Below are 26,326 nucleotides of genomic sequence, written 5' to 3'. Positions count from 1 at the left end.
GAAAGCGCTCGTTCTCGGCGCGTCCGCGAGCCCCGTCTCAGGGTTTCCGATGAAAGACTCCCGAAAAGCGGGACTGGCGCCCGTCACACGGGCGTCACCAGCTATGAAAACAATAGCATTCACCTGCGCAACGCAGAAGCTTCCTCGTAAACGCTATATCTAGCCCGACTCTTGCTAAGCAAAATTCCTGACGGATTTCCTGTCACGCAAGATCGAGGACACACAGAGCAATGAACCCCAAGCGTTTCCAACAGCCCGTGGCTGCACTGGTTCTGGGCGCCGCATCGGTCGCCGCGGCCTTCCTCGTGGCCGTGTCGCCGGCCCATGCGTTCTCGAACCCACCGATCCAGGTCGCGCAGGGCATCGAATACATGTGCGGCGGTGCCGCCAAGGGCGAAGCCGCCTTCATGGAAATGGTGGCGCCGCGCTGGGCCGCCGCCATCGACTTGCGCGTGAACGACGGCAAGGGCGCGCAACAGGCCGGCTTCCCGGCCAAGGCGTCGATCCAGGTGCGCCAGAAGTACACGGGCCAGACGGTGATGGAAGTGCAGACGCAGGCGCCCTACATGCTCGCGCGGCTCGAACCGGGCGCCTATGACGTCGACGTGACGCTGGGCGGGCTCACGCTCACGCAGCAACTGGTCGTGATCGCCGGTATCCCGGCGCGCGCCTCGTTCGTCTGGCCGTCGAACTTCGACATGGCCTCGGTCGCACCGCCGCTGCCCCAGGCGCTGGCACAAACCGCCGCGCGCTGACCCGACGCGGGCCGCTGCGGCCCGCGCGCAGTTAAGTCTTCCTTAAGTCGTGCCCGGCACAGTGCCTTCCTGCGTGGCGTGTCGCCACCACCGCCCGGAAAGGAAGGCTCCGATGTCTCTCACCACCAACCCCCTGTTTCTGTTCTCGCACGCCCGGCCCGTGGCCGCGGCGGCTGGCGCCACCTTGCTGGTGCTGCTCGGCGGCGCGCTCTCGGCGCAGCCGGCCCAGGCCGCGATGAACCCGCCGATCCACATGGCGCACGGCGTCGAGTACATGAGCGGCGGCATCGGCCAGGACGAGGCGCAGCTGATGGAAACCGTGTCGCCGCGCTGGCCCGCGAGCTTCGAATTCGCGATCAAGGACGGCCGCCGCGCCGATTTCGCGGCCGGCGTGCACGTCACCGTGCGCGACAGCCACGGCACCGCGCTGCTCGACAACGTGGTCTCGGGCGGCCCGTTCATGGTGGCGCGGCTCGAGCCCGGTCGCTATGAAGTGGAGGCTCGCATCGGCGGCCAGACGCTCAAGCAGACGCTGCTGGTGTCGCCCGGTGCGCCGGCCAAGGCGCTCTTCGAATGGCCGGCGGGCACCGACATGGCGTCGGCCGGCACGCGCACGGTGCGGTAAGCGAGGCGGCACCGCGCCGCAGCGGACACCGAAGCGTCGCGCCCGTAGCGCCATAACGCCCGCTATCCGGTTGCCCTGCGCTATAGAAAAAATAGCGACCCAGGCAGCTTTCGACGCCTTGAATGCGCGGCATGCGCCTTGCAGATGACGTGTCCCGGGCGATGCCCGCGTCCCCCCAGTCCTCATGCCGATCCGTCCCCTGAGCGTCCTGACCGCGCTGCTGCACGTCTACATCGCGCTGCGCCTGCTGCCCGCGCTGGCGTCGCTCACGCCTGCGTGGCCGCTGGCGCTCGTGCTGCTGGCGGTGTCGGCGGTCACGATGCCGCTGCCCTTCGTGTCGCGCAGCCACCGCGCCGACCGCAAGGCGAAGCCTGCGGGCGAGACGCTGCACTGGATCGGCCTGATCAGCATGGGCTGGTTCTCCTCGCTGTTCATGCTCACGCTGGTGCGCGACCTCGGCCTGCTGCTGGCCTGGCTGGCGAGCGCGCTCGGCGGCCTGCAAGTGCCCTGGGACAAGGTCGGGCCCTGGAGCGCGCTGGCGGTGCTGGCGCTGGCCACGGGCGTGTCGCTCGTCGGCTTCGTCAACGCTCGCCGCACGGCCGGCGTGAAGCAGGTCGACGTGCCCATTCGCGGCCTGCCCGCGGCGCTGGCCGGCTTCACGATCGCCCAGCTCAGCGACATCCACGTGGGCCCGACGATCCGCAACGGCTACATCCAGCGCATCGTCGACGCGGTGAACCGGCTCGGCGCCGACGCCATCGCGATCACCGGCGACCTGGTCGACGGCAGCGTGCCCGAGCTGCGCGATCACATCGCGCCGCTGGCGGGGCTGCGCGCGCGCCACGGCACCTTCGTGGTCACGGGCAACCACGAGTACTACGCGGGCGCGCACGCCTGGATCGACGAGCTGCGCCGCCTCGGCCTGAAGGTGCTGCTGAACGAGCACGTGGTGCTGCAGACGCGCAACGTGCGCGGCGCGCAGACCGACGAAGAGCTGTTCGAAAGCGCGCTGGTGCTGGCCGGCGTGACCGACTTCACCGCCGGCCACTTCGACGCCGCGCACGCGAGCGACCCGCACCTGGCGCTGTACGACGCGCCGCCGCTGGTGCACACACGCGTGCTGCTGGCGCACCAGCCGCGCAGCGCGCCGGTGGCGGCCGCGGCCGGCTACCAGCTGCAGCTGTCGGGCCACACGCACGGCGGCCAGTTCTTCCCGTGGAACCTGTTCGTGCCGATGCAGCAGCCGTTCACGGCCGGCCTGCACCGGCTGCACGACATGTGGATCTACGTGAGCCGGGGCACCGGCTACTGGGGGCCGCCGAAGCGTTTCGGCGCGCCGTCGGAAATCACGCTGGTGACGCTGGTCCCGGCGCAATCCTGAAACGCAGCGGCTTCAGGCCTGCAGTTCGGCCAGCAACCGCCGTGCGTTCGACGTGGCGGCGGTGTGGATCGGCTTGAGGCCTTCGCGCGCAATGCGCGCCGCCACGCCCGTGAACTGACCCATCGTGCTGGCGCCGCGCGCCGTGGCCTGCACGAGCGCATCGCCGTGCGTGGCCGCCTGCGCCGGCGTGAAGCTGCCGGCCAGCGAGAAGAGCGCCGTGGCGCCCTGCAGCCATTGCTGCCATGCACGCTGGGCCAGCGAGGCCTGGCTGCTGTGCCACTGCCGGGCCATCGCCAGGCCCGATTCACTCGCCGCGGCGAGCTTTTCGTGGCCCATCAACTGGAATTCCGCAAGGTCGGCGGCGCTGGGCGTGAGCCCGGCTTTGGCGATGCGCTCGGTGCGCATGCGGATCACCGTGCCGGACGACAGCAGGGTCTCGTGGGTCTTGAGGGCCAAGTCGACCCATTGCATCAGCGGGCTGGCCACGCGGGCGGTGGTACTGAAGGACGACATGGGAAGAGGGCACGTAGGGGAACAGAGGGCCACTATAGGCCTGCAAAGTGAAAATTGTTGCAGTGCAACAATTTCTGACCGTCATTTCACCGATCGATTGCTTTCTGCGGGCAATATTTAACGTTTGTTGTGGTTGTTGCCGGCATCTGCGCGCAAGCGCCGTGCACGCGCCTCGGTAACGAGGTAAGCCACGAGCGCCACGGCCAGCGGCAGCAGGTAGTACAGCGCGCGGTAGGCCAGCAGCGCGCCCAGCAGCCGGGTGCTGGGCACCTCGTGCGCCAGCAGCGCCACGAACACGGCCTCCAGCACGCCGAGCCCCGCCGGCACGTGCGTGACCACGCCCGCCACGGCCGCGACCAGCAGCACCGCGAGCACCTGCGGATACCCGACCTCGCCCTGCAGCAGCACCCAGATCACGCCGCCGATGAGCGACCAGTTGACGCACGACATCGCCAGCTGCAGCAAGGCCATCGGCAAGCTCGGCGTGCGCAGCGCATGGCCGCGCACGCGCCAGACGTGGCCATCGGAGAACGCGCACAGCGCCAGGTAGGCCAGCGACACCATGAGCAGCACCGCGCCCAGCATGCGCAGGCCGCCGCCGTCGATCTTCCAGTCGGGCGGCAGCGCCATCGGCCAGAAGCAGAACGCGGCGCCGGCCACCACGAGGTAGCCGAGCCAGTTGGTCAGCATGCTGAAGCCCAGCACGCGCGTGATGGTCTCGTTGCCCAGCCCCAGGCGCGAGTACAGCCGGTAGCGAAAGGCCACGCCGCCCACCAGCGAGCCGAAGTTGAGGTTGAAGGCGTAGCTGATGAAGGTCACGCCGACCACCGTGCCCGCGCCGAGCCGGTGCTTCGTGAGGTGGCGCCCGAGCAGGTCGTAGGTGCTGTAGAGCCCGAAGCTGGCGGCGGCCAGCGCGCCGGCCGCGAGCAGCGTGGTGCCCGGCAATGCGCGCAGTGCGGCGAACACTTCGGCCCAGTCGATGGTGCGTGCCTGCTTCAACAGCAGCCAGGCGATGGCGCCGAAGAAGGCCCAGATCGCCACGCGCCGCGCCCACGGCCACCAGGGCCGGTGCGTGAGGGCGAGGGATGCGCTCATGCCGTCTCCGTGCGCGCCGTGCCCTCGTCGCCGCGCTTCTTCTGCTGCGCCATGAGATCGGTCGCCTCGGCCGGCGTCAGGCGCGGCGCATGGCGCGGCAGGCGGTTCAGCCACGACGGGTACCAGCGCAAGAAGTGAAAGACGAAGAAGCTGCGCACCAGCCGCCAGCCGCTCCATTCGCTGGCCAGGTCGTGCGTGCCGATCTGCTTGCAGCTGTGCTGCATGAGATGGTCCATGCGCTCCCACAGCACCTTGTTGAACGCGGTGTCGCGCACGACCACGTTGGCCTCGAGGTTGAGCGAGAGGCTCAGCGGGTCGAGGTTGCTCGAGCCCACAGTGCTCCAGCGGTCGTCCATGAGCGCGACCTTGCCGTGCAGCGGGCGGTCGCAGTACTCGTAGATGCGAACGCCCGCGTGCAGCAGGTGGTGGTACAGCATGCCGGCGGCCGTCTTCACGATGGGCATGTCAGGCTCACCCTGCAGGATGAGGCGCACATCGACGCCCCGGCGCGCCGCGCGCCGCAGCTCCTTGATGAGCCGGTAGCCCGGAAAGAAGTACGCGTTGGCGATCACGATGCGCTCGCGCGCGGCGCGGATCGCGGCGCGGTAGTGGCGCTCGATGTCGTTGGTGTGGCGGCGGTTGTCGCGCGTGACGAAGATCGCGTCGGCCTCGCCCGCCGCGGCCTGCAGCTGCGACGCGGGCGGTGCCTGCTTCAGCCTTCGCCGGAACCAGCCCACGCCCTTGCCGCCGACTGCAATCGCGCGCAGCACGAACTGATGGATCTCGGCCACGATCGGCCCCGCCAGCTCGACCGCGTAGTCCTGCTTGGCCTTGGGACCGAAGTCGAGCAGGTGGTCCTCGGAGTAGTTGATGCCGCCCACGAAGGCGCGCTCGCCGTCGACCACCACGATCTTGCGGTGCATGCGGCGGAACACGTTGAGCCGCTGGCCCAGGAAGCGCTGGCCCGGGTCGAACACGCGCACCTTGACGCCGGCCGTGGCCAGGCTCTCGAGGTACGCGTGCGAGAGGTCGGGCGAGCCGAAGCCGTCGATCATCAGGTCGACCTTCACGCCGCGCTGCGCCGCCGCGCGCATGGCCGCGTGCAGCGCCAGGCCCACCTTGTCCTCGAACAGGATGAAGGTCTCGATGATCACTTCGCGCCGCGCCGCGCCAATCGCTTCGAACACGCGCGGAAAGAATTCCTCGCCGTTCTCCAGCAGGTCGATGTGGTTGCCGCCGGTCCAGTGGCCGGCACGCTCGGGGGTGTCGCGCATGGGGGCCTCGCTGCTCACAGGTCGATGTCCGCCACCAGCGGGGCATGGTCCGACAGATGCGACCAGGGCCGGCGCGGCAGCACCACGGGCGCGTGCGCGCCCGCGTTGCGCACGTAGATGCGGTCCAGCGGCAGCAGCGGCAGGCGCGCCGGAAAGGTGCGCGCGGCGCGGCCGTGGGCATGCACGAACACCTCGCGCAGCGACGCGCCTTCGGCCAGCACGTCGTGCGCGCGGGCGCGCCAGTCGTTGAAGTCGCCCGCCACGATCAGCGGCGCGTCGGCCGGCACCTCGTCGCGCACGATGTGGCACAGCAGCTCCAGCTGCTGCTGGCGGTGCGCCTCGGCCAGCCCCAGGTGCGCGCAGATCGCATGCACGTCGACCGTGCGTCCGGGCAGGCGCAGCACGCAGTGCAGCAGGCCGCGCTTCTCGGGGCCGCTCACCGACACGTCGTGGTTGCGGAAATGCACGATCGGAAACTTCGACAACACGGCGTTGCCGTGGTGCCCCTTCGGATACACCGCGTTGCGCCCGTAGGCGAACTGCGGCCACATGGTGTCGGCCAGGAATTCGTAGTGCGGCGCCTCGGGCCAGTTGTTCACGGTGCGCGAATGGCGCGCGTGCGTGCCCATCACCTCCTGCAGGAACACCACGTCGGCGCCCACCGTGCGCACCGCGTCGCGCAGCTCCGGAAGGATGAAGCGGCGGTTCAGCGCCGTGAAGCCCTTGTGGGTGTTCACGGTCATGACCTTGAGCGAGGCCGGTGCGGCGGCGACAGCGGCCTCGGGCAGCGGGGAAGTGATGGGGGAGGACATCGGTGTTCCCGTTGTACGTGCCCGCGCCCGCGCCGACTGTAGGAACGCGCCACCTTCTTCGCGTGCCTTTCACGCAAGGGCGGCGGGCTCCTACAGGCAGGCCTGCCGCACCCCCACACAGCGCCCGAAACGAGGCTCCTACGGTGGTTTCAAAGCCGATGCCAACGCGCTCGCGCTTTGTGCCATTTTTCATCTGCAAAGGAGCTTTCCATGATGACCACCCTGCAACGCCTGACGATCCCCACCGCGCTGCTCGCCGCCCTGCTGGGCGCGGGCCTCGCCCAGGCCCAGAAACCGGCGCCCGTCGAACCGATGGCGGGCGACAGCTCGATGCCCGTCTCGCGCGAAGCCGTGAAGGCCGAGGCCCGCGCGCAGAACCGCAACAACGCCAACAGCGTGGTACCCAAGGGCGAAGCCAGCACCACCGTGAACCACCAGCCCAACGCGATGCCATCGCCCACCGGCGAGCGCTCGCGCGCGGAGGTGCGCGCCGAGACGCAGCACGTGAAGCCGCGCTTCGGCCAGCCGGGCGAGCGTCCGGCGGTGCCGACCAACCCGACCGAGAAGACGGGCACGCCGCAGTAACACCGCGCGCCCACGAAAAAGCCCGCGATGCGTGAAGCATCGCGGGCTTTTTCTTGCCCTTTCCTGGAGGCCGGCTCCCTTCAGCCGGCCACCTGGTCAACCTCAGCTCTTGGCAGGGGCTGCACCGTGGTGGCCTTCATGCCCACCGCGATGGAAGCGATGGCCGTGGCCCGCGAACTTCGCGGTCTCGGCATCGAAGGTCTTCTGCTGCTCGGGCGTCAGCGCGGCGTAGAAGGTCTTGGTCGCTTCGGCGCGCTTGGCGAACCGGGCGCTGCGCTCGGCCTGGCGGGCCTGCATGTGCTCCAGGCGCTGCGGCGTGGTCAGCTTGGCGAACTCGGCGCGGTCCATGCGCTGCGGGCGGGCAGCACCGGCCGGCGGCTGGCTGGCCTCGGTGAAGCTGCTCCACGCGCCTTCCTGGGCGCTGGTGAGCTTGAGCTTGTCCTTCAGCGCGGCCAGGCGCTTGGCACGGTGCTCCTTCATGCGCTCCATGCGCTGGGCCGGGTCCATGCGCTTGTGCTGCGCCTTGGGTGCGGCGGTGGCATCGGCGGGGGCCGTGGCGGCCGTGGGTGCAGCGGTCGACGGCGCGGTGGCGGCCGGCGCCTGAGCGAAGGCACCCGAAGAGGCGAGGGCGGCCGAACCCAGCAGGCTGGCCCAGACGATGCGTTGGCGAAGAGAGATCATGAGAGTCGCTTCCTTTCGAAGAAGTCCGCCACCAAAGGGCAGCGGGTGAGACGAAGTGTGGAGCGCCTCTGTAACGCGTCCGTGAGCCGAACGTGAGCCTGCGTAAAGAAGCATGAACCGCAGCGCGGTCGTGCCGCCTGCAGCGTGACTTATTTGGGCCGGGGCGCCTTCAACCCGCGGTCGGGCACCTGCAGCTTGCCGGCGCGCAGCGCGGCCACCGCCAGCACCACGGCGCGCGCGACATTGCGCACCTCTTCCTGCACGTCGGCATCGGCGTCCAGCGCCTCGTGGCTGGTGGCGTAGGGCGCGTAGTAGCCGATGTAGCGGTCCAAGCGCGCCTGGGCGCCGGCATCGACCAGGCCCATCCAGTCGAGCCAGTCCGTGAGATTGCGGCGCAGGCCCTCGGGGCCGGCCACGTCGCCGTGCACCACCACGCCGTAGACGCGGCCTTCCAGGTGCTTGGGGTAGCCCCAGCCCTCGAGCTCCAGGGCCTTGGCCTCGTCGGGCTTCTTGCCGTGCGTGCTGGTGGGGTCGGGGTTGCCGCCGTCGGCGCACACGAGGCGGTCGATCATGAGCTTCAGCGGGCTCGCGGCCTGGTACCAGTGCGTGGGCGTGAGCACGATCACGCCGTGCGCGGCCACCCAGCGTTCGTAGATCTCGTTCATCCAGTCGCCGGTCTGGCGCAGCGCGTGGTTGGGGTAGCAGCTGCAGGGCCAGTGGCACAGCGGCATCGCGGTGGAGACGCAGCCCTTGCACGGGTGGATGTGGCGGCCGTAGTCCGACGTGAGCCGGCTCAGGTCGAGCACGTCGACCTCGATGCCGCCGCCTTCGAGCACCTCGCGCGCGCACTGCGTGAGGCGCCAGGTCTTGGAGATTTCGCCGGGGCAGGTGCCGTCGTTGCGCGGCGAGCCGTTGACGAGCAGCACGCGCGAGCGCGTCTCGGGCCGGCCCCAGGCGTCCTGCGCCGCGTCGATGCGCGCGCGGGCGTCGAGCCAGTCGACCGAGAGCTCGTAGTCGGGGTCGGCATAGCCGGGCCCGGCGCGGCGCGTCACGGGCGCCTTGCGGCCTTCGTCGTAGGCTTGCCAGGCGATGTCTTCCAGGCGCCGCAGCGCCTCGGTCTCGGCCCGGAACGCCGGGTCGTGGAAGCTCTGCATGAAGCGGTCGTGGAACTCGGCGCGCTGCAGCATGGGCGGCGCCTGTCCCTTGCGTATCGTGGGAGGCATGACCGCAATCTAGGCCGCGCACCGGCCGGCGCGAACCGAACGTCGCGCCGTCTTTCGGTAGGCGGGCGACTACAGGCTCAGCCGAGTTTCCCGTTCTGGAAGTCGTGCACCGCCTGCTTGATCTGCTCGGGCGTGTTCATCACGAAGGGCCCGTACTGCGCGATGGGCTCGTTCAGCGGACGGCCCGCGATGAGCAGCGCGCGCGCCGGGCTGTGGTTGCTGGCGCCGGCGCGCAGCACCGTGCCGTCGCTGCCGGGGTCGTTCGCCAGGATGGCCATGCGCCGCGTCGGCACCTCGCTGCCCGCGATCCACAGCGATTCGCGGAACACGTAGACCAGCGCGTTGTGGTCGGGCGGCAGCGGCTGCGCGAACTCGGCGCCGGGCGGCAGCGTGATGTCCAGGTACAGCGGTTGGGTGTGCGCGCGCTGCTCCGCGCCCACGACGCCGTGGCTGGTGCCGGCGATCACGCGCACGTGGGCGCCGCTGGCGGTGGTGAACTCGGGGATCTCGCTGCTGCGGATGTCGCGGTACCAGGGCTCGCGCATCTTGTCCCTGGCGGGCAGGTTGAGCCAGAGTTGAAAGCCTTCCATCAGACCTTCTTCCTGCTCGGGCAGCTCGCTGTGCACGAGGCCGCGGCCGGCCGTCATCCATTGCACGCCGCCGTTCTCGAGCAGGCCTTCGTGGCCCGCGCTGTCGCGGTGGCGCATGCGCCCGGCGATCATGTAGGTGACCGTCTCGAAGCCCCGGTGCGGGTGGTTCGGAAAGCCGCCGATGTAGTCGCCCGGGTTGTCGCTGCCGAAGGCATCGAGCATCAGGTAGGGGTCGAGCCGCTTCTGCAGCGGCTGCTGCAGCACGCGGGTGAGTTTGACGCCGTCGCCGTCACTGGTGGAAACACCGGCCACGATGTGGTCGATGCCGCGCGGGGTGGCGACGGGATCGGTGGGGTGGTGGTGGGCATGAACGTTCGTCATGCCGCCCATGGTGGCACCAAAGCCCCGACCGCGCCACCGGTGGGGATGCCCGCCGCCCGGAGCCGTTCAGCTCAGCGCGGCCACTGCTGGCGCTGCCAGTAGCAGTACCGCCAGCGCGTCTCGAAGCCCGCGCGGCGGTACAGCGCCAGCGCCGGCTGGTTCTGCGCGTCGACCTGCAGGAACACCCGCTCGACGCCGCGCGCCAGCGCCGCCTGCGCCAGGCCCGCCAGCACGCGCCCGGCCAGGCCGCGCCCGCGCTGCGACTGTTCGGTGCGCATGCCATGCACGCTGGCCCAGCCGTGGCCGAAGGCCATGGCGCCGGCCGCCACGGTGGCGCCGTTTTCGCGCACGCTGGCAAAAAGCGAGCCCGTGGCGCGCGACAGCGAACGCACGCGGTGCACGCCGTCGACCGGGTCGAAGCCCTCGCCCAGGAACAGCGCGGCCCAGTCCGGATCGGGCGTCGCGTCGACGTCGGCCAGCCGCGCGTCCGCCGCGACGAGGTCGCGCATGCGCCGCGCCGAGCCGGTCTGCACGCAGGTCGGGCTGTCGGCCATGTAGTGCCGGCGCGCGAGTTCGGCGCGCAGGGTGTCGAAGCAGGCGGCGTCGGCCAGCCGCAGCGCGGGCGCGACCTGGCGGCTGTCGCAGCGGTCTTCGATGCGGTCGAGCGTGGCGGGCTCGACCGGGTCGCGGTGCAGCGGCACGGCCGAGCGGGCGCGCTTGACGGTGCCGCGGTCGAAGGGCAGCAGCCAGCCGTCGAGTTCCTCGCAGGCCTCGGGGGCCACCGCCGCCACGGTGGCGCGTTCGATGGCCTCGATGTCGTGAGGGCCAATGCTCATTGCACGGCCTCCGGCGGCGCGTACTTGGCCGCGGCCACGCTCTTGAGCAGCGCCTCGCGCTGGTTGCGGCTGATGCCGCGCACGCTCTCGGCCACCCACTTGGTGCGGTCGGCATCGATGTGACCGTCGCGCCGCCATTGCTCCAGCACGGCCTGCGGCTTGTGCAGCATGGCCGCGAGCCAGACGGCCTGCGCCGGTTCGAGCGTGCGCGCGCTGCGCTTGAAGTAGCGCCGCGCCGCGGCCTCGCCGCCGCAGAGGTTGCCGCCCCACGGGGCGTTGTCGAGGTACAGCTGCAGGATGCGGGCCTTGCCCAGCGTCTGCTCCATCTCGACCGCGTACAGCAGCTCGCGCAGCTTGCGCTCGGCCGTGCGGTCGCTGCCGGTGACCAGCAGCTTGGCCAGCTGCTGCGTGAGCGTGCTGCCCCCGCGCCGGGTCTGGCCGGGCTTCTGGTTGTGGTCGATCGAGGCGAGGATTTCGGTCAGGTCGTAGCCGGCGTGGCTGAAGAAGCGCTGGTCTTCCGCCGCGATGACGGCGCGCGCCAGCCAGCTGTCGTTGGCCAGCTTGGCCGACGGGCCGCAGCTGGTGCGCGCGCCCAGCATGGCCTCGGTGCCCAGCCCTTCGACCGTGAACTGGCTGATGGCCGGCTGCACCGCGAAGGTGGCGTCGGGCAGCAGCAGCTGCGCCTGCAGCGCCAGCGTGCCGCCGATGCGGGCGCGCTGCAGCTCAGGCAGCGCCGGCACGAGCACGGCGTACCAGCGGGCGATGGGCGCGTCCTGCACGCGAACGTCGAGCTGCAGGTTCTTCGGCGCGAGGCGGCCGGTCCAGGTGCCCTGGAGCAGGGCGTTGCTGTCGGCCGCCTGGGGCGTGGCCTCGAAGGTGCCGGCCAGCGTGTTGCCGTCGCGCCGCACGGTGGCCACCAGCCGCTCGACCTTGATGGGCTGCGTGCCGAGCGCAGGCACGTCGGCGCTGCACGGCGCGCAGCGCATCTGCTGCTGGCCGTTTTTCTCGTCCCAGGTGAAATGCACGGTGCCGAAGCGGGTGTCCAGCGCGTGGCCGTTCAGCCGCGGCGCGACCCACGACGAGGTGGCCAGGCGCACCGCGGTCGGCACGCCGACCTCGAAGTCGAGCGGGCCGGCCTTCACCGTGGTGCTCCATTCGCCCGCCGCCGGCGCAAGGGCGATCTTGGCGATCAGGAAGATGGCCACCAGGGCGGTCAGGACGAGGGCCAGCAGCCCGAAAAGCACGAATCGCAGGATCTTCTTCACAAACACGTTCTCATCACATCGGTCTTGCCACGGTGACAGCTTGCCACGGACCGTGCGACTGGCCGCTGGCCGCCGCCCAGTACCAGGCCGAAGTGTCGGTGAAAGCCGTGCCTTGGGCGTCGACGATGCGCTCGCAGACGCGGAAATTTGCCGTACCGTGCCGTTGCGCCACAAAACAGCGCCACATCCGCGCCTGCGCGTCGCGTTCCAGCCGCGCCTGCTCGATGCGGTAGCCCAGCGCGCGGTAGCAGTCGGCGGCCGGATGCAGCATGCGCGTGGGCCGGTTCACGGCGCGCATCACCAGCGTCTGCTGGCCGTCGGTCATGCGGCCGATGGCGCCCGGGAAGCGATCGGCAAAGCGCTGCTCGACCTCGCTCAGCGCCAGCGGGCGCAGCGGCACGCCGTCCCACTGGCTGGGCCATTCGTGGGCGCCCACCGCGTCGGCTTCGGCCACCGGCGCGCGCAGCGCCGCCGCGGCCGACCAGAGCACGCACAGCAGCATCGCCAGCGCGAAGGCGCTCTTGTGGCCCACGCGGTTGATGAAATGGTTGGCAAACCAGCGCTCAACGAACGGTATCGACACGGCGGCCTCCTTCGGCGGTGATCAGGCCCGGCAGCGGGCGGTCGAGTTCGATGCGCGGCGCGACGCGTGCCGGCACCATCAGGCGCGCGATGGCGCCGCACACCACGGCCAGCAGCACCAGCCCCAGCGCGTTGTGTGCCCACGGCGCGAGCGCATGGCCGGCGCCTTCAAAAGCGATCAGCACGCTGTTGCGCACGATGTTGCCGGCCAGCACCAGCAGGCCGACGGCCGGCAGGCGGCGCAGGAAGGCGCGGTCGCTGCGCCGCGCCCACAGCGCGACCGCGCAGGCCGTGAAGTAGCCCAGCCACACCATCTGCACGCCCGAGCAGGGCGCGTCGACGATGACGAGGCGCCCGTCGACCATCAGCGTCGCGCCTTCGCGCGCCACCTCGAAACCCGGCGCGAGCAGCCAGCGGCTGGCCTCGGCCGTCACCACGCGCAGCGGGTAGCCGGCGTAGAACTGCAGCGACGACAGCAGCGGCAGCGCCAGCACCGACAGCCCGGCCACCGGCAGCGCCGCCACGCCGCGCGGCAGGAAGGCAAGCAGCCCGGCCGCGAGCGAGAGCACCGCCACCAGGCCCGAGGCCAGCGGCGGCAGCGCGGGCAGGCCACCCCCGCCCGTGCGCAGCAGCGTGGCGAGCACGGTGCCCACGCCGGCCAGCGCCAGCCAGCCCAGGCGCGGCGAGGCGCGCAGCTCGCGCCGGCACTGCCAGGCGAGCGCGGCCAGGGCGACCAGCGCCACGAGGCCCAGCGGATCGTCGGAACCGTCCTGCAGGCGTCGCGCCATCCAGGCCCAGGTGGGCGCGAGCGCGGCGCACTGCAGCGCGAGCCAGCCGAAGGCCGGCGTGCGGTCGATGCGGATGGCCCAGTCCACGACGCGCGGATGGTGGTGGGCCAGGGTTGCCAGAGACATGGTCGTGCGTCCTGTGTTCAAGCCGTGAAGCGGCGCGGGTCGTTGCGGCGCGCGCGGCGGCGCAGCATGGCCAGCATCGACAGCACGACGGCGATCGCGCCCAGCGTTTCCGGCTCCGGCGTGCTCGGCACCTCGGCGCCCAGCGCCAGGTCGCTCACGCCCTGCGGCATCGGCAGCGGCTGGTTCACGTCCACGCTGTTCTGCGGCGCGACGTTGCGCACCACCTTGTCCACCGCGATGAAGCTGGTGTATTGCGTGAGCAGGCTGTACTTCAGGCCCAGCTCGGTGATGCGGTCCTTGAAGGCGGCGCTGCCTTCGAGCGCCTCCTGGTCGCTCAGGCTCTGGATGCGGTGGCGTGCCCACAGCGTGCGCAGCGCGGCGGTGTCCTGGCGCGTCTGCGGCGTGATGCGCACTTCCTCGCGGTAGGGGCCGGTGGCGGCTTGGCCTTCGATGATCACGCGGCCCTTGGCCTCGCCGCGCCACTTGCCGAACACGATCACCGGGCGCTCGCCCAGCACGTCGGGCAGCGCCTGCGGCTCCACGTCGTACACGTCCAGGCCGCCGAAGGTGGCCTTCACGTTCGTCAGCACGGGCGACTCCACCATGCGGCGAAAGCGCGCGGCCTGCTCGGGTGCCTGCACCGGGTCGGTGATGATGAAGGGCTCGCCCATGCCGGCGCGTGCGATGCCTTCCATGAGGCTGCGGTTTACCGACGAGCCGATGCCGAAGGCGAACACGTTGGCCTTCGACAGGTTGTTGCGCACCAGCTCGAAGGCTTCGCGCTCGACCGTCACGTAGCCGTCGGTCACCACCACCACGGTGCGCGACACGTTCGCGGCCTTGGGCTCGGCGTACACGCGCTTGAGCGCCGGGATCAGCTCGGTGCTGCCGCTGCCGCTGTAGTTCTTGATCGTGGCGAGCGCCTGCTCGATGTTGGCGCGCGTGGCCGGCACCGACTGCGGCGACAGCATCTTGTTGCTGCCCGAGAACAGCAGCACGTTGAAGGTGTCGCTGGGGCGCAGGCCGCCGATCAGGCGTTCGAGCACGGTCTTGGCGGTGTCCAGCGGAAAGCCGTGCATCGAGCCCGAGATGTCGACCACGAAGATGTAGTCGCGCGGCGAGATGGCGCTGGCGGTCACGGCCTTGGGCGGCTCGACCATGGCGAGGAAGAAGTTTTCTGCGTTCTCTCCCTGGCCCTTGTAGAGCATGAGGCCCGATTCGATCTTTTCACCCGCCAGGCGGTAGTCGAGCACGAAGTCGCGGTTGTCGGCGGGGCGGCCGTCGGCGCTGAGCGCGATGTCGGCGTGCTGGTCTTCGTCGCGCTTCTTCACGTCGATGGTGTGCGTGGCGGAGCGGATTTCCTTCAGGCCCATCGGCGTGTCGATGCTTGCCGTGAGCTTGAAACTGGTGCTGGGCGCCACGCCGGCGCGCAGTGTGGGCTGCGCCGGCCACTTCGCCTGTGCGTTCTCCGACTGCGGGCTGTTGTAGCGCGGCCCGACCACGGTCGGGAACACGAACTGGTAGTTGCCCGACTGCGGCACCAGCAGCTCGGTGTAGCGCAGCTCCACCTTCACGTCGTCGCCCGGCAGGATGTTGGCGACGTTCATCTGGAACACGTTGGGCAGGTGCTGCTCGAGCAGCGCGGCGGTCTTGCCTTCCTTCTTGGCCGTGTCGTATTCGATCTTCGCCTGCTGCTTCTCGCGGATCTGCGCCGTGATCAGGCGGTCGGCCAGGCGCACGTTGAGGCCGCTCACGGCCGCCTTGGTGGAACCGGGGAACACGTACTTCGCCTCGATGGCGCGCTGGCCTTCGTTGCGGTAGGTCTGCGTGACCGTGACGTCGGCGATCACGCCCGAAATCTTGACCGAGACCTCGGTGCCCTTCAGCGGCAGGCGGTCGACCGAGGGGTCGTCGCTCTTGACGAAGAAATACGGGCTCTCGGTCTTCAGGCGCGGACCGGCGGGCGCTTCCTGCGCGTGGACCGGGCGGGCGCCCATGGCGATGAAACCCACGGTCGCCAGGCTCACGGTGGCGAGCCAGAGCCAACGGCCGGGGCGTGGGGTGGTGGGGGTGTCCATGGCGGGTGTCCTTCTGCGTGCGAACTTGCACGGCCCTCACTGTCGTGAGCGTGCGAGAAGGCAGTTGGAAGGCGCGTTGAAGTCGCCACAACCGGAGGCGCCGCTGTGTGAAGTCTGTGTGAAGTGCGCCGCGCGGCGGCTTCATACGGCCTTCGGATCGGCCGGAGAGCATCGGCGCCTCATCACGAAAAACCCGGAAAAGAGGGGAGAAACTCATGCTTCAACTGTTGAAGGCCCTGCAGGCTTCGGTGCTGGTCAAGGTGGCCGGCCTGTTCTTCCTGCTGCTGGTGCTGTGCATTCCGCTGGCGCGCATCGACGACCTGAACCGCGCCCGCGGCGAGAGCCAGCAGGAGGCCGCGCGCGAGCTCGCCGAGTCTTATGCCGGGCCGCAGGCCATGGTCGGCCCGCTGCTGCTGGTGCCGTACGTGGAGCGCTGGATGGAGCCGCTGCGCGACGCGCAGGGCAAGGTGATCGGGCAGGCCCCGCAGAGCAAGGAGATGGTGCACGCCGTGTTCCCCGACAAGCTGCACATCGAGGGCGACATGGCGCCGCAGGAGCGCTACCGCGGCATCTTCCGCATTCCGTTCTACACGCTCACGGCCGCGCTCGGCGGCGGCTTCGCGGGCTTCGACCCGCAGGCCGTGCCGCACAGCGAAAGCGGCTCGTCGATCGAGTTCCGCCCGCCGTTCGTCGCCTTCCACGTGAGCGACCTGCGCGGCCTCGACGGCTCGCCCGCGCTCACCGTCAACGGCGAGGCGCTGCGCTTTCGCCAGCGCGTGCCCGGCCTGCCCGACAACGCCACGTACGCCGACGGCATCCACGCGCCGCTCACGGGCGCCGCGCTCGCCGCCTGGCAGACGGGCAAGCCGCTGGCCTTCGACATGAAGCTCTCGCTGGTGGGCCAGGACACGCTCTCGATGGTGCCGATCGCCGAGGAAACCACCGCGCACCTGCGTTCGCCGTGGGCGCACCCCAGCTTCGGCGGTCGCTTCCTGGCCACGCAGCGCGAGGTGACGCCGCAGGGCTTCGACGCGCACTGGCGCGTGTCCTCGCTCGTGACCACGGCGCGCGAACAGGTGCGCGCCGGCCTGTGGGCCGGTGAAGGCGATGCCGCGCAGAACGCCGCGGCGGCCGTCGTGCGGACGGCGCCCTCAGCGTCCATGTCGCGCCATGCCTCGGGCCCGCTGCAGACCTTCGACGTGTCGCTCGCGCAGCCCGTCAACGTGTATTCGATGAGCACGCGGGCCGGCAAGTACGGCGCGCTCTTCATCGGCCTGGTGCTGATGGCGGCCTTCATGTTCGAGCTGTTCCGCAAGCTGCGCCTGCACCCGGTGCAGTACGGGCTGGTGGGCCTGTCGATCGCGCTGTTCTTCTTGCTGCTGCTCGCGCTGTCGGAGAGGTTCGCCTTCTGGATGGCCTACGCGGGCGCGGCCGCGGCCAGCGTGGCGCTGCTGGCCGTGTACTTCAGCGCGGTGCTCGAAGGCTGGCGCCGCGGCCTGTCGTTCGCCGCCTTCGTGGCGCTGCTGTACGGCGCGCTCTACGGCCTGCTGGCCTCGGAAAGCAATGCGCTGCTGCTGGGCGCGCTGTTGATCTTCGGCATGCTGGCCACGCTGATGCTCGTGACGCGCAAGGTCGACTGGTATGCGCTGTCGCGCCGCAGCGACCCCGCCCCGGCGGCCACGGTGGACGCATGAGACTGCTGCGCGCCATCCCCGGCGTGCTCGGCTGGCTGCTGCTGGCCGTGCTGTGCGCCTGGGCCTGGCACCTGAAGGACCCGCACCTGCGCTTTCTGCGCGAGGAGGAGCTGCCGCTGCTGCTCGCCGCGCTGTGCGCCGCCGCCGCGATCGCCTGGCGCAGCGCGCGCGGCGCGCGCCGTGTGGTGGCGCTGGCCCTGACGGTGGGCGCGGTGCTGACGGCACTGGGCCACGAGCTGGCCTCGCGCCAGCACCGGCTGGAAGTGAATGCCGCTTCGGGCCCGGTGGCGCAGGCGCTCGGCGCGCGCTTCATCGTGGGCTATGACGATGCGAACGACCTGCGCGAGCTGGCCCGCCGGGGCCTGATCGGCGGCATCTTCGTCACCGGCCGCAATGTGAAAGGCCGCAGCGCCGACACGCTGCGCGCGGAAATCGCCAGCCTGCAGGCGCTGCGGTTGGCGGCCGGCCTGCCGCCGCTGGTGGTGGCGACCGACCAGGAAGGCGGCGGCGTCTCGCGCCTGTCGCCGATGGTGCCCCGCCAGCCGGCACTCGCCAGTCTGCTGGACGCCGACGTGCCCGCACACGAACTGTTGCAACGTGCCCGTGCCTACGGCGCGCAGCAGGGCGGGGCGCTCGCCGCGCTGGGCATCACGCTGAACTTCAGCCCGGTGGTCGACCTGCGTCCCGGCCGCGCCCCGGGCCGCTGGGACCTGCACACCCGCATCGAGGAACGCGCCATTTCCAGCGACCCCGACGTCACCGCGCAGGTGGCGCTCGCTTACGAGCAAGGCCTTGAATCGGCTGGCGTGCGCGGCACGCTCAAGCACTTTCCCGGCCTGGCCGGCGTGACCGAGGACACGCACCACATGGGTGCCGAACTGCGCACGCCCGTGGCCCGGCTGGCCGCGCACGACTGGAAGCCGTTTCAAGACGTGTCGAAACATTCGGATGCCGCGATCATGCTCGGCCATGTCATCCTTCGGGAACTCGACGCGGACGCGCCGGTCTCTTTCTCACGCAAAATCGTGCGGCAGGTGATTCGAGGCGAATGGGGCTTTCAGGGCCTGCTCGTCACCGACGACCTCACGATGGGCGGGGCCTACAACCGAGGTCTTTGCAACGCCACGCTGGGCGCACTCGACGCCGGGGTGGACCTGCTGCTCATCGCCTACGACCACGACAAGTATTTCGATGCCATGCACTGCGCGCTGGAAGGCGTGCGGCGCGGCGCGCTCGATCCCCGGGTGACGGAACGCCCGCGCGCGCCACGGCTCCAACCTCTTCGCTAGCCCCCATCCCATGTCCCAAGAACCTCGCCCTTCCCAACCCGCCGGTGCGCTGCGCCAGCTCCCGTGGAAACGCATCGCCGGCTGGAGCGCCATCGCGGCCGGTGCCGGCGCCGTCGCGCTGCTGGGCGCCGCCATCGTGGGGGTGGTCGCCATCTACCCGAAGCTGCCCGACATTTCCGAGCTGGCCGACTACCGGCCCAAGCTGCCGCTGCGCGTGTACACGGCCGAAGGTTCGCTGATCGGCGAGTTCGGCGAGGAGCGCCGCAACCTCACGCCCTTCGCGAACATTCCGAAGGTCATGAAAGACGCCGTGCTGGCCGTGGAAGACGCGCGCTTCTACGACCACGGTGGCGTGGACTACAAGGGCTTCGCGCGCGCGGCCGTGGCCAGCTTCAAGGGCGGGCGCAAGCAGGGCGCCTCGACCATCACGATGCAGGTGGCGCGCAACGTCTACCTGAGCTCGGAGCGCACGCTCAGCCGCAAGGCCTCGGAGATCGTGCTGGCCTTCCGGCTCGAGCAGCAGCTCAGCAAGGACCAGATCCTCGAGATCTACCTGAACCAGATCTACCTGGGCAACCGCGCCTACGGTTTCGCCGCCGCCTCCGAGGCCTACTTCGGCAAGCCGCTGCAGCAGGTGACCATCGCCGAGGCCGCCATGCTGGCCGGCCTGCCGAAGGCGCCCGGCGCCAACAACCCGGTGGCCAATCCGCGCCGCGCGCGGGCGCGCCAGCTCTACGTGATCGACCGCATGCACGAGACCGGCTTCATCACCGCCGAACAGGCGGCCGAAGCCAAGAAGGAAGAACTGCACCTGCGCGACGCCGCCGACCCGAACCGCCTGCACGCCGAGTACGTGGCCGAGACCGTGCGCCAAATGATGTACGCGCAGTACGGCGACAGCATCTACACCAGCGGCATGAAGGTCTACACCTCGCTCGTGGCGGCCGACCAGGCGGCGGCGTACAAGTCGCTGCGCAAGGGCATCATGGATTACGAGCGCCGTCAGGTGTACCGCGGCCCCGAGAAGTTCGTCGATCTGCCGGCCAGCGGCCAGAAGGAGATCGACGAGGCGGTGGACGAAGCCCTGGCCGAGCACCCCGACAACGGCGACGTGATCTCGGCCGTGGTGCTGGAAGCCAGCGCGAAAGAAGTGACGGCGGTGCGCGCCAACGGCGAAGCCTTCGAGATCTCGGGCGAGGGCCTGAAGCCCGCGCAGTCCGGCCTGGCCGCGAAGGCACCGCCGAACATCAAGATCCGTCGCGGCGCCGTGATCCGCGTCGCGAAGACGCCCAAGAACACCTGGGAAATCACGCAGCTGCCCGAAGTGGAGGGCGCCTTCATCGCCATGGACCCGCGCACGGGCGCCATCACGGCGCTGGTCGGCGGCTTCGACTTCGGCAAGAACAAGTTCAACCACGTCTCGCAGGCCTGGCGCCAGCCGGGCTCGAGCTTCAAGCCCTTCATCTACTCGGCCGCGCTCGAAAAGGGCTTCACGCCCGCCACCGTGGTGAACGACGCGCCGCTGGTGTTCGACGCCGCCGCCAACGGCGGCCAGCCCTGGGACCCGAAGAACTTCGACGGCGGCTTCGAAGGCCCGATGCCGCTGCGCAACGCGCTCATGAAGTCGAAGAACCTGGTCACGCTGCGCGTGCTGCAGTCGATCGGCGCGCCCTACGCGCAAGACTGGGTCACCAAGTTCGGCTTCGACAAGGACAAGCACCCGGCCAACCTGCCGATGGGCCTGGGCGCCGGCTCGGTCACGCCGATGCAGATGGCGGTGGGCTACTCGGTGTTCGCCAACGGCGGCTACCGCGTGAACCCGTACCTCGTGACCCGCGTGACCGACCTCAAGGACAAGGTGCTGATGGAAACCGAGCCCCCGGTGCTCGACGAAAGCCGCCGCGCCATTCCCGCGCGCAACGCCTTCATCATGGAATCGCTGCTGCAGAGCGTGGTCAAGGGTGGCTCCGGCTTCAAGGCCTACCAGGCGCTCAAGCGCGACGACCTGTACGGCAAGACCGGCACCACCAACGACTCCTTCGACACCTGGTTCGCGGGCTTCCAGCCCACGCGCGTGGGCATCGCCTGGGTCGGCTACGACACGCCGCGCCAACTCGGCGTGCGCGGCGAGACCGGCGGCAGCCTGAGCCTGCCGATCTGGATCGGCTACATGCAGTCGGCGCTGCGCGGCGTGCCCGTGACCCTGCCGGCCGAACCGCCCGGCGTGGTGAGCATCGACGGCGAGTGGTACTTCGACGACTTCACGCCGGGCCACAACGTGGCGAGCCTGGGCCTGGAAAGCGCCGAGCAGCCGATCCAGCCGGTGGAAGTGCTGACGGGCGCGCCGGTCGGTGCGCCGCCGCCGCCCGAGGAACGCAACCGCATTCTTGATTTCTTCCGCTAGCCAGCGGCGAGATCACCCAAAGACGCGGGGGACGCGCGGTGCCTACACTCGGTGCCGCGGCCCCCGCTTCTTTTTTGTCTCTTCTCTTTTCTCCCCTTTTCTCGCATCCATGGAAATCCTCACCCTGGTGGCCCTGATCGCCGCCGGCTTCTACATCCTCAAGTCCAAGGAACAGCGCCAGCGCATCGCGCTGCTCGGTCGCCATCTGGGCCGCTACCAGATCGAGAAGCTGATGGAGAGCCTGACCCAGGGCTACCTGCGCTGCCTCGGCGAAGACGACGCCGAGCGCCGCCAGCAGATCTGGCACCTGCTCGACGCCACCGAGGAAAAGCTCGCGGGCCAGTTCGAAACCTTCGCCGCCGAGCTGGCGCGTGAACCCGAAGCCGACACGCGCGTGAGCCGGCTGCCCGTGGCCCTGCCGTTCGCCACCACGCTGTTCCCTTCCGCCAGCTTCGACCTGCGCGAGGCATTGCGCATTCATGCGCGCGGCATCGCGGGCGTGGCGAAAAATGCGGCGGGCCGCTCACCGAAATCGAAGGCCTTCACGATGTCGGCCGAGCTGTTCCTGATGCAGCACACCTGCCACTGGTTCTGCAAATCGAAGGCCGTGGCCTCGGCACGCATGCTGGCGCGGCACCAGACTTCGTACGAGCAGTTGCTCGACGCCGTGAGTCCCGAGACGCGCGAGGCCTACCGCGCGCTCGTGGGTCAGTGATGCGTTGACAGCAGCGGCAGCGTGAGCGTCGCCACGGCGCCGCCACGCGTCGCGTTGCCCAGGTCGATGCGGCCCCGGTGCAGGGTCGCGATTTCCTTCACGAACGCCAGGCCCAGCCCCGTGCTCTTCTTCTGGCTGTGCGGCCGGGCGAGCGAATAGAACTTCTCGAAGACTTTTTCCTGCGCGTAGTCCGGAATGCCCGGGCCGTGGTCGCGCACGTTGATGCGCGCCAGCCGCGAGGTGGTTTCCAGCGTCAGCAGCACCTCGCTGTCGGGCGGTGAAAAGTCGAGCGCGTTGTCGAGCAGATTGCTGATCGCGCGGCGCAGCAAAAACGGATCGCCCTCGACACGCGCAGGCTCGCGGATGTTCACGATCAGGCGGATGTTGCGTCGCGACGCAGCGGGTTGCGCGCTGGCGGCGATGTCTTCGATCAACGGCCCCAGCGCCACCGGTTCGGTGCGGTCGAGCGTGCGCCGCGTCTCGAGCGCGGTGAGCTCCATCATGCGGTCGACGATTTCCTGGATGCGCTGGGTTTCGCGTTCGATGTTCTTCAGGAAACGCTCGCGTTGGTCGTGCGGCATCTGCGGTTCCTGCAGCAGCTCGGCCGCGCCGCGGATCGCCGACAGCGGGCTCTTCACTTCGTGCGTGAAGGTCTGCACGTAGTCGGCCACGTAGTTGCGCCCGGTGAGCGCATCGCGCATTTCGCCGAAGCCGGTGCGCACGGCATCGACCGCGCGCCGCGCCATGCGCGACAGGCTCAGGCTGCGCTGCGCGCGCACCCAGGTCCAGTAGTCACGAATCAGGCCGAAGGGCCGCACCAGCCAGACCGAGACGATCACCGTGAGCAGCAGCAGCGCCAGCGCCGAACCCACGCCGACCCAGATGGTGCGCACGCGCGCGTCCTCGACGAACTGGCCGAAGCTCTGCACCGGCTTGCCGACGCTGACCACGCCGACGATCTCGTCGTTCCAGCGGATGGGTGCGCCGACGTACATCACGGAAGTGCGCGGGTCGCCGTCGACGTCGCGCGAAGTGCGCGCGCCGTACAGGCCGCCGAGCGTGCGCTTCACGTCGCTCCACTGCGAGTAGTCGTTCCCCAGGTGGCGGCCGAGCGAATCGAACATCACGCGGCCGGTGCGGTCGGTGACGTACACGCGCAGCTCGACCCGGCTCTTGTGCAGGTTGTAGATCTGGGCCGAGAACTCGCGCGTGTAGACGCTGCGAAAGAGCGGCTCCAGCCGCGCGGTGTTGATGGCGCCGGCGATCACGTCCTGCTCGACCAGGCTGGCCATGAGCTGCGAGGTTTCGACCAGCGATTCCTCGGCCGACTCGCGGTAGCGCGGGTCGATGTCGGAAACGACGCGGTACAGCAGGAAGGCGATGCCCGCCGTGTAGATCAGCAGGATGCCGATGAAGATTCGCGTGCGCCGCGTCATTCCCTGTTGGCGGGCAGATCTTCGTGCAGCGCGTAGCCGGTGCCGCGCAAGGTGCGGATCGGCTCCACCTCCGGCGCGATGGTCTTGAGCTTGGCGCGCAGCGTCTTGATGTGCGCGTCGACCGTGCGGTCGAAGCTGTCGCTGGCGTCGTCCCAGACGAGTTGCAGCAGTTCGTCGCGCGTGAACACGCGCCCCGGGCGCTGGACCATGAGTTTCAGCAGGCCGTATTCGTAGCGCGAGAGTTCCAGCAGCCGTCCGTAGTAACGGATTTGCATGCGCTCACTGTCGAGCGAAAAGGGCGTTGAAGGGGTCTGTGGCGCCGTTGGAGGCGGCGCCGGCGCGTTTTGATGGGGTACCCCATGAATCGGCGCTGCGGCGACTGGCGGGCTTCCTGAGCCGTTTCTGGCACTGCGCCGCAGGATGGTTCGCACCCGGGCGACCAGCTCCCGGGGGGAAAACGGCTTGGCAATGTAGTCGTCTGCACCGAGTTCGAGGCCCACCACGCGGTCTATTTCGTCGCTGCGGGCCGTCAAAAACACCATCGGTACCTCCGGGCCGCCCATCGACTGGTTCAGCGCCTGAAGGCGTTTGAAGAGCTCGAAGCCGTTCAGGTCGGGCAATCCGATGTCCAGGATCGCGAGGGCGGGGCGCTCCTGCGCGAACTGCGCGATGGCTTCTTCGGCCGTGGCGCACCAGATCGGCTGGAAACCGTCGCTGCTCAAAACGTACTGGAGCGTGTCGGCGATGCCCGATTCGTCTTCGGCAATCAGGATCCGGGGTTTGAAGCTCATCCGGCGATGTTAGCGAGGGCCACGGACGACCCGTGCCCGGTTTTCCGCCCGAGGCGCCGGCGACCGGCGCGGCCTTTCGCGGCTTTTTTTTCGGGCGCGGCTTTTCCTCTTCCTGTCTTCTTATTCTTCTTATTCAAATTAGTAGTAGTAGATAAGGGTCGCACCGGTCTGTGGAAAGGTCGCTTTTTCCTTGACGTGACAACGACTTGTCATGCCCGCGTCACTGTGCGCACCCGCGCTTCCGTGGTGTACCCGCAACTTGGACAACATGGGGTAACCCGCCGACCCTGTGGATAACCGATGGCTTGTGCAAAAACTCTCCCCAGAGTTGTCCTTTGACAGCCTTCGCCAAATCTGCGAAAGGCGGTTTTCGGGGCGAGAAATTCATTGCCTGTTAATTGAGCAGGTTGTAGATTTCCCTTGCAAATCAATGACTTGCAACGCCCCTACAGAGCAGTGCCGGGGTTATCCACAGAGTTGCCCCAGTTTTGTGGGGAGAACGCGTGGAGGAACCTTCGGGCGCCGCGCGGACCCAATCCGCTCCTTCACATGACGAAAAACTCGAACATGACACCTTCTGAAACAAAAGCGATCGTCACCCTGAGCCTGCTGGCGGCGTTTGTCGACGGCGAGAAGCACGAGCGCGAGCGCGCCGAGATCAAGCGCATCGCCGAGGGCCTGTCGCAGGCCGACGGCGTGAACCTGCCGACGATCTACCAGGACGTGCTCATGAAGCGGGTGTCGCTGGCCTCGGTGGCCGGCGAGCTGAAAAGTGCCGAGTCGCGCCAGCTGGCGTACGAGATGGCGGTGTGCATGTGCGACGCCGACGGCGTGCAGTCGGAGCCGGAGCGGCTCTTTTTGATGGACGTGCGCAGTTCGCTCGGCCTGGACGCCTCGGCGGCGCAGTTCTCGCAGCGGGCGGAAGACATTGCCGCCGCGGTGCCGGCGGCGGTCGCGGTGACGGCCGGAGCGGCGGCAACGGCCGCAGCCCCTGCGGCGCCGCAGGCCCCCGACAGCACCGAGCTCGACCGCGCGATCCTCAACGCCGCCATCCTCAACGGCGCGCTCGAGCTGCTGCCCGAGACGCTGTCGACCATGGCGATCATTCCGCTGCAGATGAAGCTGGTCTACCGCATCGGGCAGGCGCACGGCTACCAGCTGGACACCGGCCACATCAAGGATTTCCTGGCCACCGTGGGCGTGGGCCTGACCTCGCAGTACCTGGAGCAGGCCGGGCGCAAGCTGCTCGGCGGCCTGCTGGGCAAGGTCGGCGGCGGTTTGCTGGGCGGGCTCGGCAAGCAGGCCGTGAGCTCGGGCATGAGCTTCGCCTCGACCTATGCGCTGGGCCACGTGGCCAAGCGCTACTACGCGGGCGGGCGCACGCTCTCCACGCAGATGCTGAAGGACGCGTTCTCCAGCGTGGTGAAGGAAGGGCAGGGCCTGCAGACGCAGTACCTGCCGGCGATCAAGGAACGCGCGCGCACCCTCGACACGAGCCAGGTGCTGTCGCTCGTGAAGAACGCCTGACTTTTTCCAGGGATACCGTGGAACCGGCTTTGCCGGGCCACCGGTATCGCCCCCGGCGAGGGGGTTGGCGCAGCGACACGAAGTGCGCGAAGCCTGGGGGAGTACTTAGACTTGGCTCAGGTCGTCGAGGATCGGGCAATCGGGCCGCGCATCGCCGTGGCAGCAATGCACGAGGTGCGCGAGCGTGCTGCGCATCGACTGCATGTCGGCGATGCGCTGTTCCAGTTCACCCAGGTGCTTTTGCGCGATGCGCTTGACGCTCGAGCTGGCGCGGCGGCGGTTGTGCCACAGGCCGACCAGCTCGGCGATTTCTTCCATCGAGAACCCCAGGTCGCGCGAGCGCTTGATGAAGCGCAGCGTGTGGATGTCGGCGTCGTTGTACTGGCGGTAGCCGCTCTCGGTGCGCGCCACCGCAGGCAGCAGGCCCAGGCCTTCGTAGTGGCGCACCATGCGCGCCGACACACCCGACAGCCGCGCGGCCTCGCCGATGGCCACCTGGCGGCCGTGGGCCGTGGTCGCCGTCATCATTGAACGGTGTAGCCGGCGTTCTCGATCGCGACCACGATGTCCTGGCGCGGCTGCTGGCTCAACACGTCCACATGGCCGGTTTCGAGATCGACCGTGACCTGTGCGTGCGGGTCGACCGTCTGCACCGCGTCCTGCACCGCCTCCACGCAGTGGTTGCAGCTCATGCCGGAGACCTGGAATTTCTGGCTCATCGTCGTTGCTCCTTGTCGGAATGAATGAAGGGTGGAAGGATTGAACACCCGAATCGGGGACAACGCCAGTTTCAACCCTCTCACGATGTCAACGTCCAGCCAAGGGCTTTGAAGCCACCGCGCTTGACCTTGCCATGGTGTCAGGCTTTAGCCTCGGGACC

Annotated in this window: 25 protein-coding genes; 9 read left to right on the top strand and 16 right to left on the bottom strand. The window is 69.3% G+C overall.

All coding sequences use genetic code 11. The annotated features are described in order from the left end of the window. Window positions 1–230: 230 nt before the first annotated feature. The 3 genes from VHAB30_RS25930 to VHAB30_RS25920 all read left to right on the top strand — a co-directional run bounded on the left by VHAB30_RS25930 (window position 231) and on the right by VHAB30_RS25920 (window position 2,761). Complete coding sequence (locus VHAB30_RS25930; protein ID WP_159279087.1) at window positions 231–755, top strand: hypothetical protein; 525 nt, start codon at window positions 231–233, stop codon at window positions 753–755. 112 nt (window positions 756–867) lie between these two features. Continuing rightward, window positions 868–1,380, top strand: a complete 513-nt coding sequence (locus VHAB30_RS25925) for a hypothetical protein (RefSeq protein ID WP_159279086.1) — start codon at window positions 868–870, stop codon at window positions 1,378–1,380. Between the two features lie 184 nt (window positions 1,381–1,564). After that, window positions 1,565–2,761 (top strand): metallophosphoesterase, encoded by a 1,197-nt coding sequence (locus VHAB30_RS25920; protein ID WP_174250287.1) that lies wholly within the window; start codon window positions 1,565–1,567, stop codon window positions 2,759–2,761. Between the two features lie 12 nt (window positions 2,762–2,773). Here the strand turns inward: VHAB30_RS25920 and VHAB30_RS25915 are convergent, their stop codons facing one another. The 4 genes from VHAB30_RS25915 to VHAB30_RS25900 all read right to left on the bottom strand — a co-directional run bounded on the left by VHAB30_RS25915 (window position 2,774) and on the right by VHAB30_RS25900 (window position 6,455). Continuing rightward, window positions 2,774–3,274: a polyhydroxyalkanoate granule-associated phasin gene (locus VHAB30_RS25915; protein WP_159279085.1), complete on the bottom strand. Its 501-nt coding sequence runs from the start codon at window positions 3,272–3,274 to the stop codon at window positions 2,774–2,776. A 117-nt stretch (window positions 3,275–3,391) separates the two neighbouring features. After that, on the bottom strand, window positions 3,392–4,369 hold the full coding sequence (locus tag VHAB30_RS25910) for a lysylphosphatidylglycerol synthase domain-containing protein (protein WP_159279084.1): 978 nt from the start codon (window positions 4,367–4,369) through the stop codon (window positions 3,392–3,394). Continuing rightward, entirely contained in the window at window positions 4,366–5,643 is a 1,278-nt protein-coding gene (clsB, locus tag VHAB30_RS25905; RefSeq protein ID WP_159279083.1) for a cardiolipin synthase ClsB, read from the bottom strand. Before clsB ends, VHAB30_RS25910 begins: the two co-directional genes overlap by 4 nt. Window positions 5,644–5,657: 14 nt before the next feature. Then, window positions 5,658–6,455 carry an endonuclease/exonuclease/phosphatase family protein gene (locus VHAB30_RS25900; RefSeq protein ID WP_062480435.1) on the bottom strand — a complete coding sequence of 266 codons (798 nt, stop codon included), beginning with the start codon at window positions 6,453–6,455 and terminating at the stop codon, window positions 5,658–5,660. Window positions 6,456–6,668: 213 nt separating this feature from the next. Between VHAB30_RS25900 and VHAB30_RS25895 the strand changes: the two genes are divergently transcribed. Beyond that, window positions 6,669–7,040 carry a hypothetical protein gene (locus tag VHAB30_RS25895; protein WP_062480447.1) on the top strand — a complete coding sequence of 124 codons (372 nt, stop codon included), beginning with the start codon at window positions 6,669–6,671 and terminating at the stop codon, window positions 7,038–7,040. Between the two features lie 102 nt (window positions 7,041–7,142). Here the strand turns inward: VHAB30_RS25895 and VHAB30_RS25890 are convergent, their stop codons facing one another. The 8 genes from VHAB30_RS25890 to VHAB30_RS25855 form a co-directional block, all read right to left on the bottom strand. Further along, on the bottom strand, window positions 7,143–7,721 hold the full coding sequence (locus VHAB30_RS25890) for a Spy/CpxP family protein refolding chaperone (protein ID WP_095743018.1): 579 nt from the start codon (window positions 7,719–7,721) through the stop codon (window positions 7,143–7,145). Between the two features lie 149 nt (window positions 7,722–7,870). Then, the gene (locus VHAB30_RS25885; protein WP_095948407.1) at window positions 7,871–8,944 is read right to left on the bottom strand and encodes a flavodoxin family protein; all 1,074 of its coding nucleotides are present in this window, start codon (window positions 8,942–8,944) and stop codon (window positions 7,871–7,873) included. A 77-nt stretch (window positions 8,945–9,021) separates the two neighbouring features. Further along, entirely contained in the window at window positions 9,022–9,915 is an 894-nt protein-coding gene (locus VHAB30_RS25880; protein ID WP_159279082.1) for a pirin family protein, read from the bottom strand. A 71-nt stretch (window positions 9,916–9,986) separates the two neighbouring features. Then, window positions 9,987–10,751, bottom strand: coding sequence for a GNAT family N-acetyltransferase (locus VHAB30_RS25875; protein WP_159279081.1), 765 nt, complete (start codon window positions 10,749–10,751; stop codon window positions 9,987–9,989). Beyond that, on the bottom strand, window positions 10,748–12,016 hold the full coding sequence (locus VHAB30_RS25870) for a biosynthetic peptidoglycan transglycosylase (protein WP_159279080.1): 1,269 nt from the start codon (window positions 12,014–12,016) through the stop codon (window positions 10,748–10,750). Before VHAB30_RS25870 ends, VHAB30_RS25875 begins: the two co-directional genes overlap by 4 nt. A gap of 13 nt (window positions 12,017–12,029) precedes the next feature. After that, entirely contained in the window at window positions 12,030–12,599 is a 570-nt protein-coding gene (locus VHAB30_RS25865; RefSeq protein ID WP_159279079.1) for a hypothetical protein, read from the bottom strand. Continuing rightward, window positions 12,580–13,512, bottom strand: coding sequence for an exosortase Q (xrtQ, locus tag VHAB30_RS25860; RefSeq protein ID WP_159279078.1), 933 nt, complete (start codon window positions 13,510–13,512; stop codon window positions 12,580–12,582). Before xrtQ ends, VHAB30_RS25865 begins: the two co-directional genes overlap by 20 nt. A 17-nt stretch (window positions 13,513–13,529) precedes the next feature. After that, window positions 13,530–15,590 carry a VIT and vWA domain-containing protein gene (locus VHAB30_RS25855; RefSeq protein WP_159279077.1) on the bottom strand — a complete coding sequence of 687 codons (2,061 nt, stop codon included), beginning with the start codon at window positions 15,588–15,590 and terminating at the stop codon, window positions 13,530–13,532. A 215-nt stretch (window positions 15,591–15,805) separates the two neighbouring features. Here VHAB30_RS25855 and creD point away from each other — a divergent pair, with 215 nt between their 5' ends. From creD to VHAB30_RS25835, 4 genes are all read left to right on the top strand, one after another. Next, window positions 15,806–17,284 (top strand): cell envelope integrity protein CreD, encoded by a 1,479-nt coding sequence (gene creD / locus VHAB30_RS25850; protein WP_159279076.1) that lies wholly within the window; start codon window positions 15,806–15,808, stop codon window positions 17,282–17,284. Continuing rightward, window positions 17,281–18,573: a glycoside hydrolase family 3 N-terminal domain-containing protein gene (locus VHAB30_RS25845; protein WP_159279075.1), complete on the top strand. Its 1,293-nt coding sequence runs from the start codon at window positions 17,281–17,283 to the stop codon at window positions 18,571–18,573. The genes creD and VHAB30_RS25845 overlap by 4 nt, the downstream gene beginning before the upstream one ends. A gap of 10 nt (window positions 18,574–18,583) precedes the next feature. Beyond that, on the top strand, window positions 18,584–20,977 hold the full coding sequence (locus tag VHAB30_RS25840; RefSeq protein ID WP_095743027.1) for a penicillin-binding protein 1A: 2,394 nt from the start codon (window positions 18,584–18,586) through the stop codon (window positions 20,975–20,977). 109 nt (window positions 20,978–21,086) lie between these two features. Beyond that, a complete protein-coding gene (locus VHAB30_RS25835) occupies window positions 21,087–21,692 on the top strand; it encodes a hypothetical protein (RefSeq protein WP_062473812.1) in 606 nt (201 codons plus the stop codon). Here the strand turns inward: VHAB30_RS25835 and creC are convergent. Next, a complete protein-coding gene (creC, locus tag VHAB30_RS25830; protein WP_062473809.1) occupies window positions 21,686–23,128 on the bottom strand; it encodes a two-component system sensor histidine kinase CreC in 1,443 nt (480 codons plus the stop codon). The genes VHAB30_RS25835 and creC overlap by 7 nt on opposite strands. Next, window positions 23,125–23,919 carry a two-component system response regulator CreB gene (gene creB / locus VHAB30_RS25825; RefSeq protein WP_159279074.1) on the bottom strand — a complete coding sequence of 265 codons (795 nt, stop codon included), beginning with the start codon at window positions 23,917–23,919 and terminating at the stop codon, window positions 23,125–23,127. The genes creC and creB overlap by 4 nt, the downstream gene beginning before the upstream one ends. A gap of 567 nt (window positions 23,920–24,486) precedes the next feature. Between creB and VHAB30_RS25820 the strand changes: the two genes are divergently transcribed. Further along, a complete protein-coding gene (locus VHAB30_RS25820) occupies window positions 24,487–25,446 on the top strand; it encodes a YcjF family protein (protein WP_159279073.1) in 960 nt (319 codons plus the stop codon). Between the two features lie 105 nt (window positions 25,447–25,551). Here the strand turns inward: VHAB30_RS25820 and cueR are convergent, their stop codons facing one another. Together cueR and VHAB30_RS25810 are read right to left on the bottom strand one after the other, a co-directional pair. Then, window positions 25,552–25,971, bottom strand: a complete 420-nt coding sequence (gene cueR, locus VHAB30_RS25815) for a Cu(I)-responsive transcriptional regulator (RefSeq protein WP_095948420.1) — start codon at window positions 25,969–25,971, stop codon at window positions 25,552–25,554. After that, window positions 25,971–26,165 (bottom strand): heavy-metal-associated domain-containing protein, encoded by a 195-nt coding sequence (locus tag VHAB30_RS25810; RefSeq protein WP_062473802.1) that lies wholly within the window; start codon window positions 26,163–26,165, stop codon window positions 25,971–25,973. Before VHAB30_RS25810 ends, cueR begins: the two co-directional genes overlap by 1 nt. Window positions 26,166–26,326 lie beyond the last annotated feature (161 nt).

Source organism: Variovorax boronicumulans (genome assembly GCF_009811375.1).
GTDB lineage: Bacteria > Pseudomonadota > Gammaproteobacteria > Burkholderiales > Burkholderiaceae_C > Variovorax > Variovorax boronicumulans.
The sequence above is the reverse complement of the archived record's forward strand: the minus strand, read 5'-3'. Positions and strand labels throughout refer to the sequence as shown.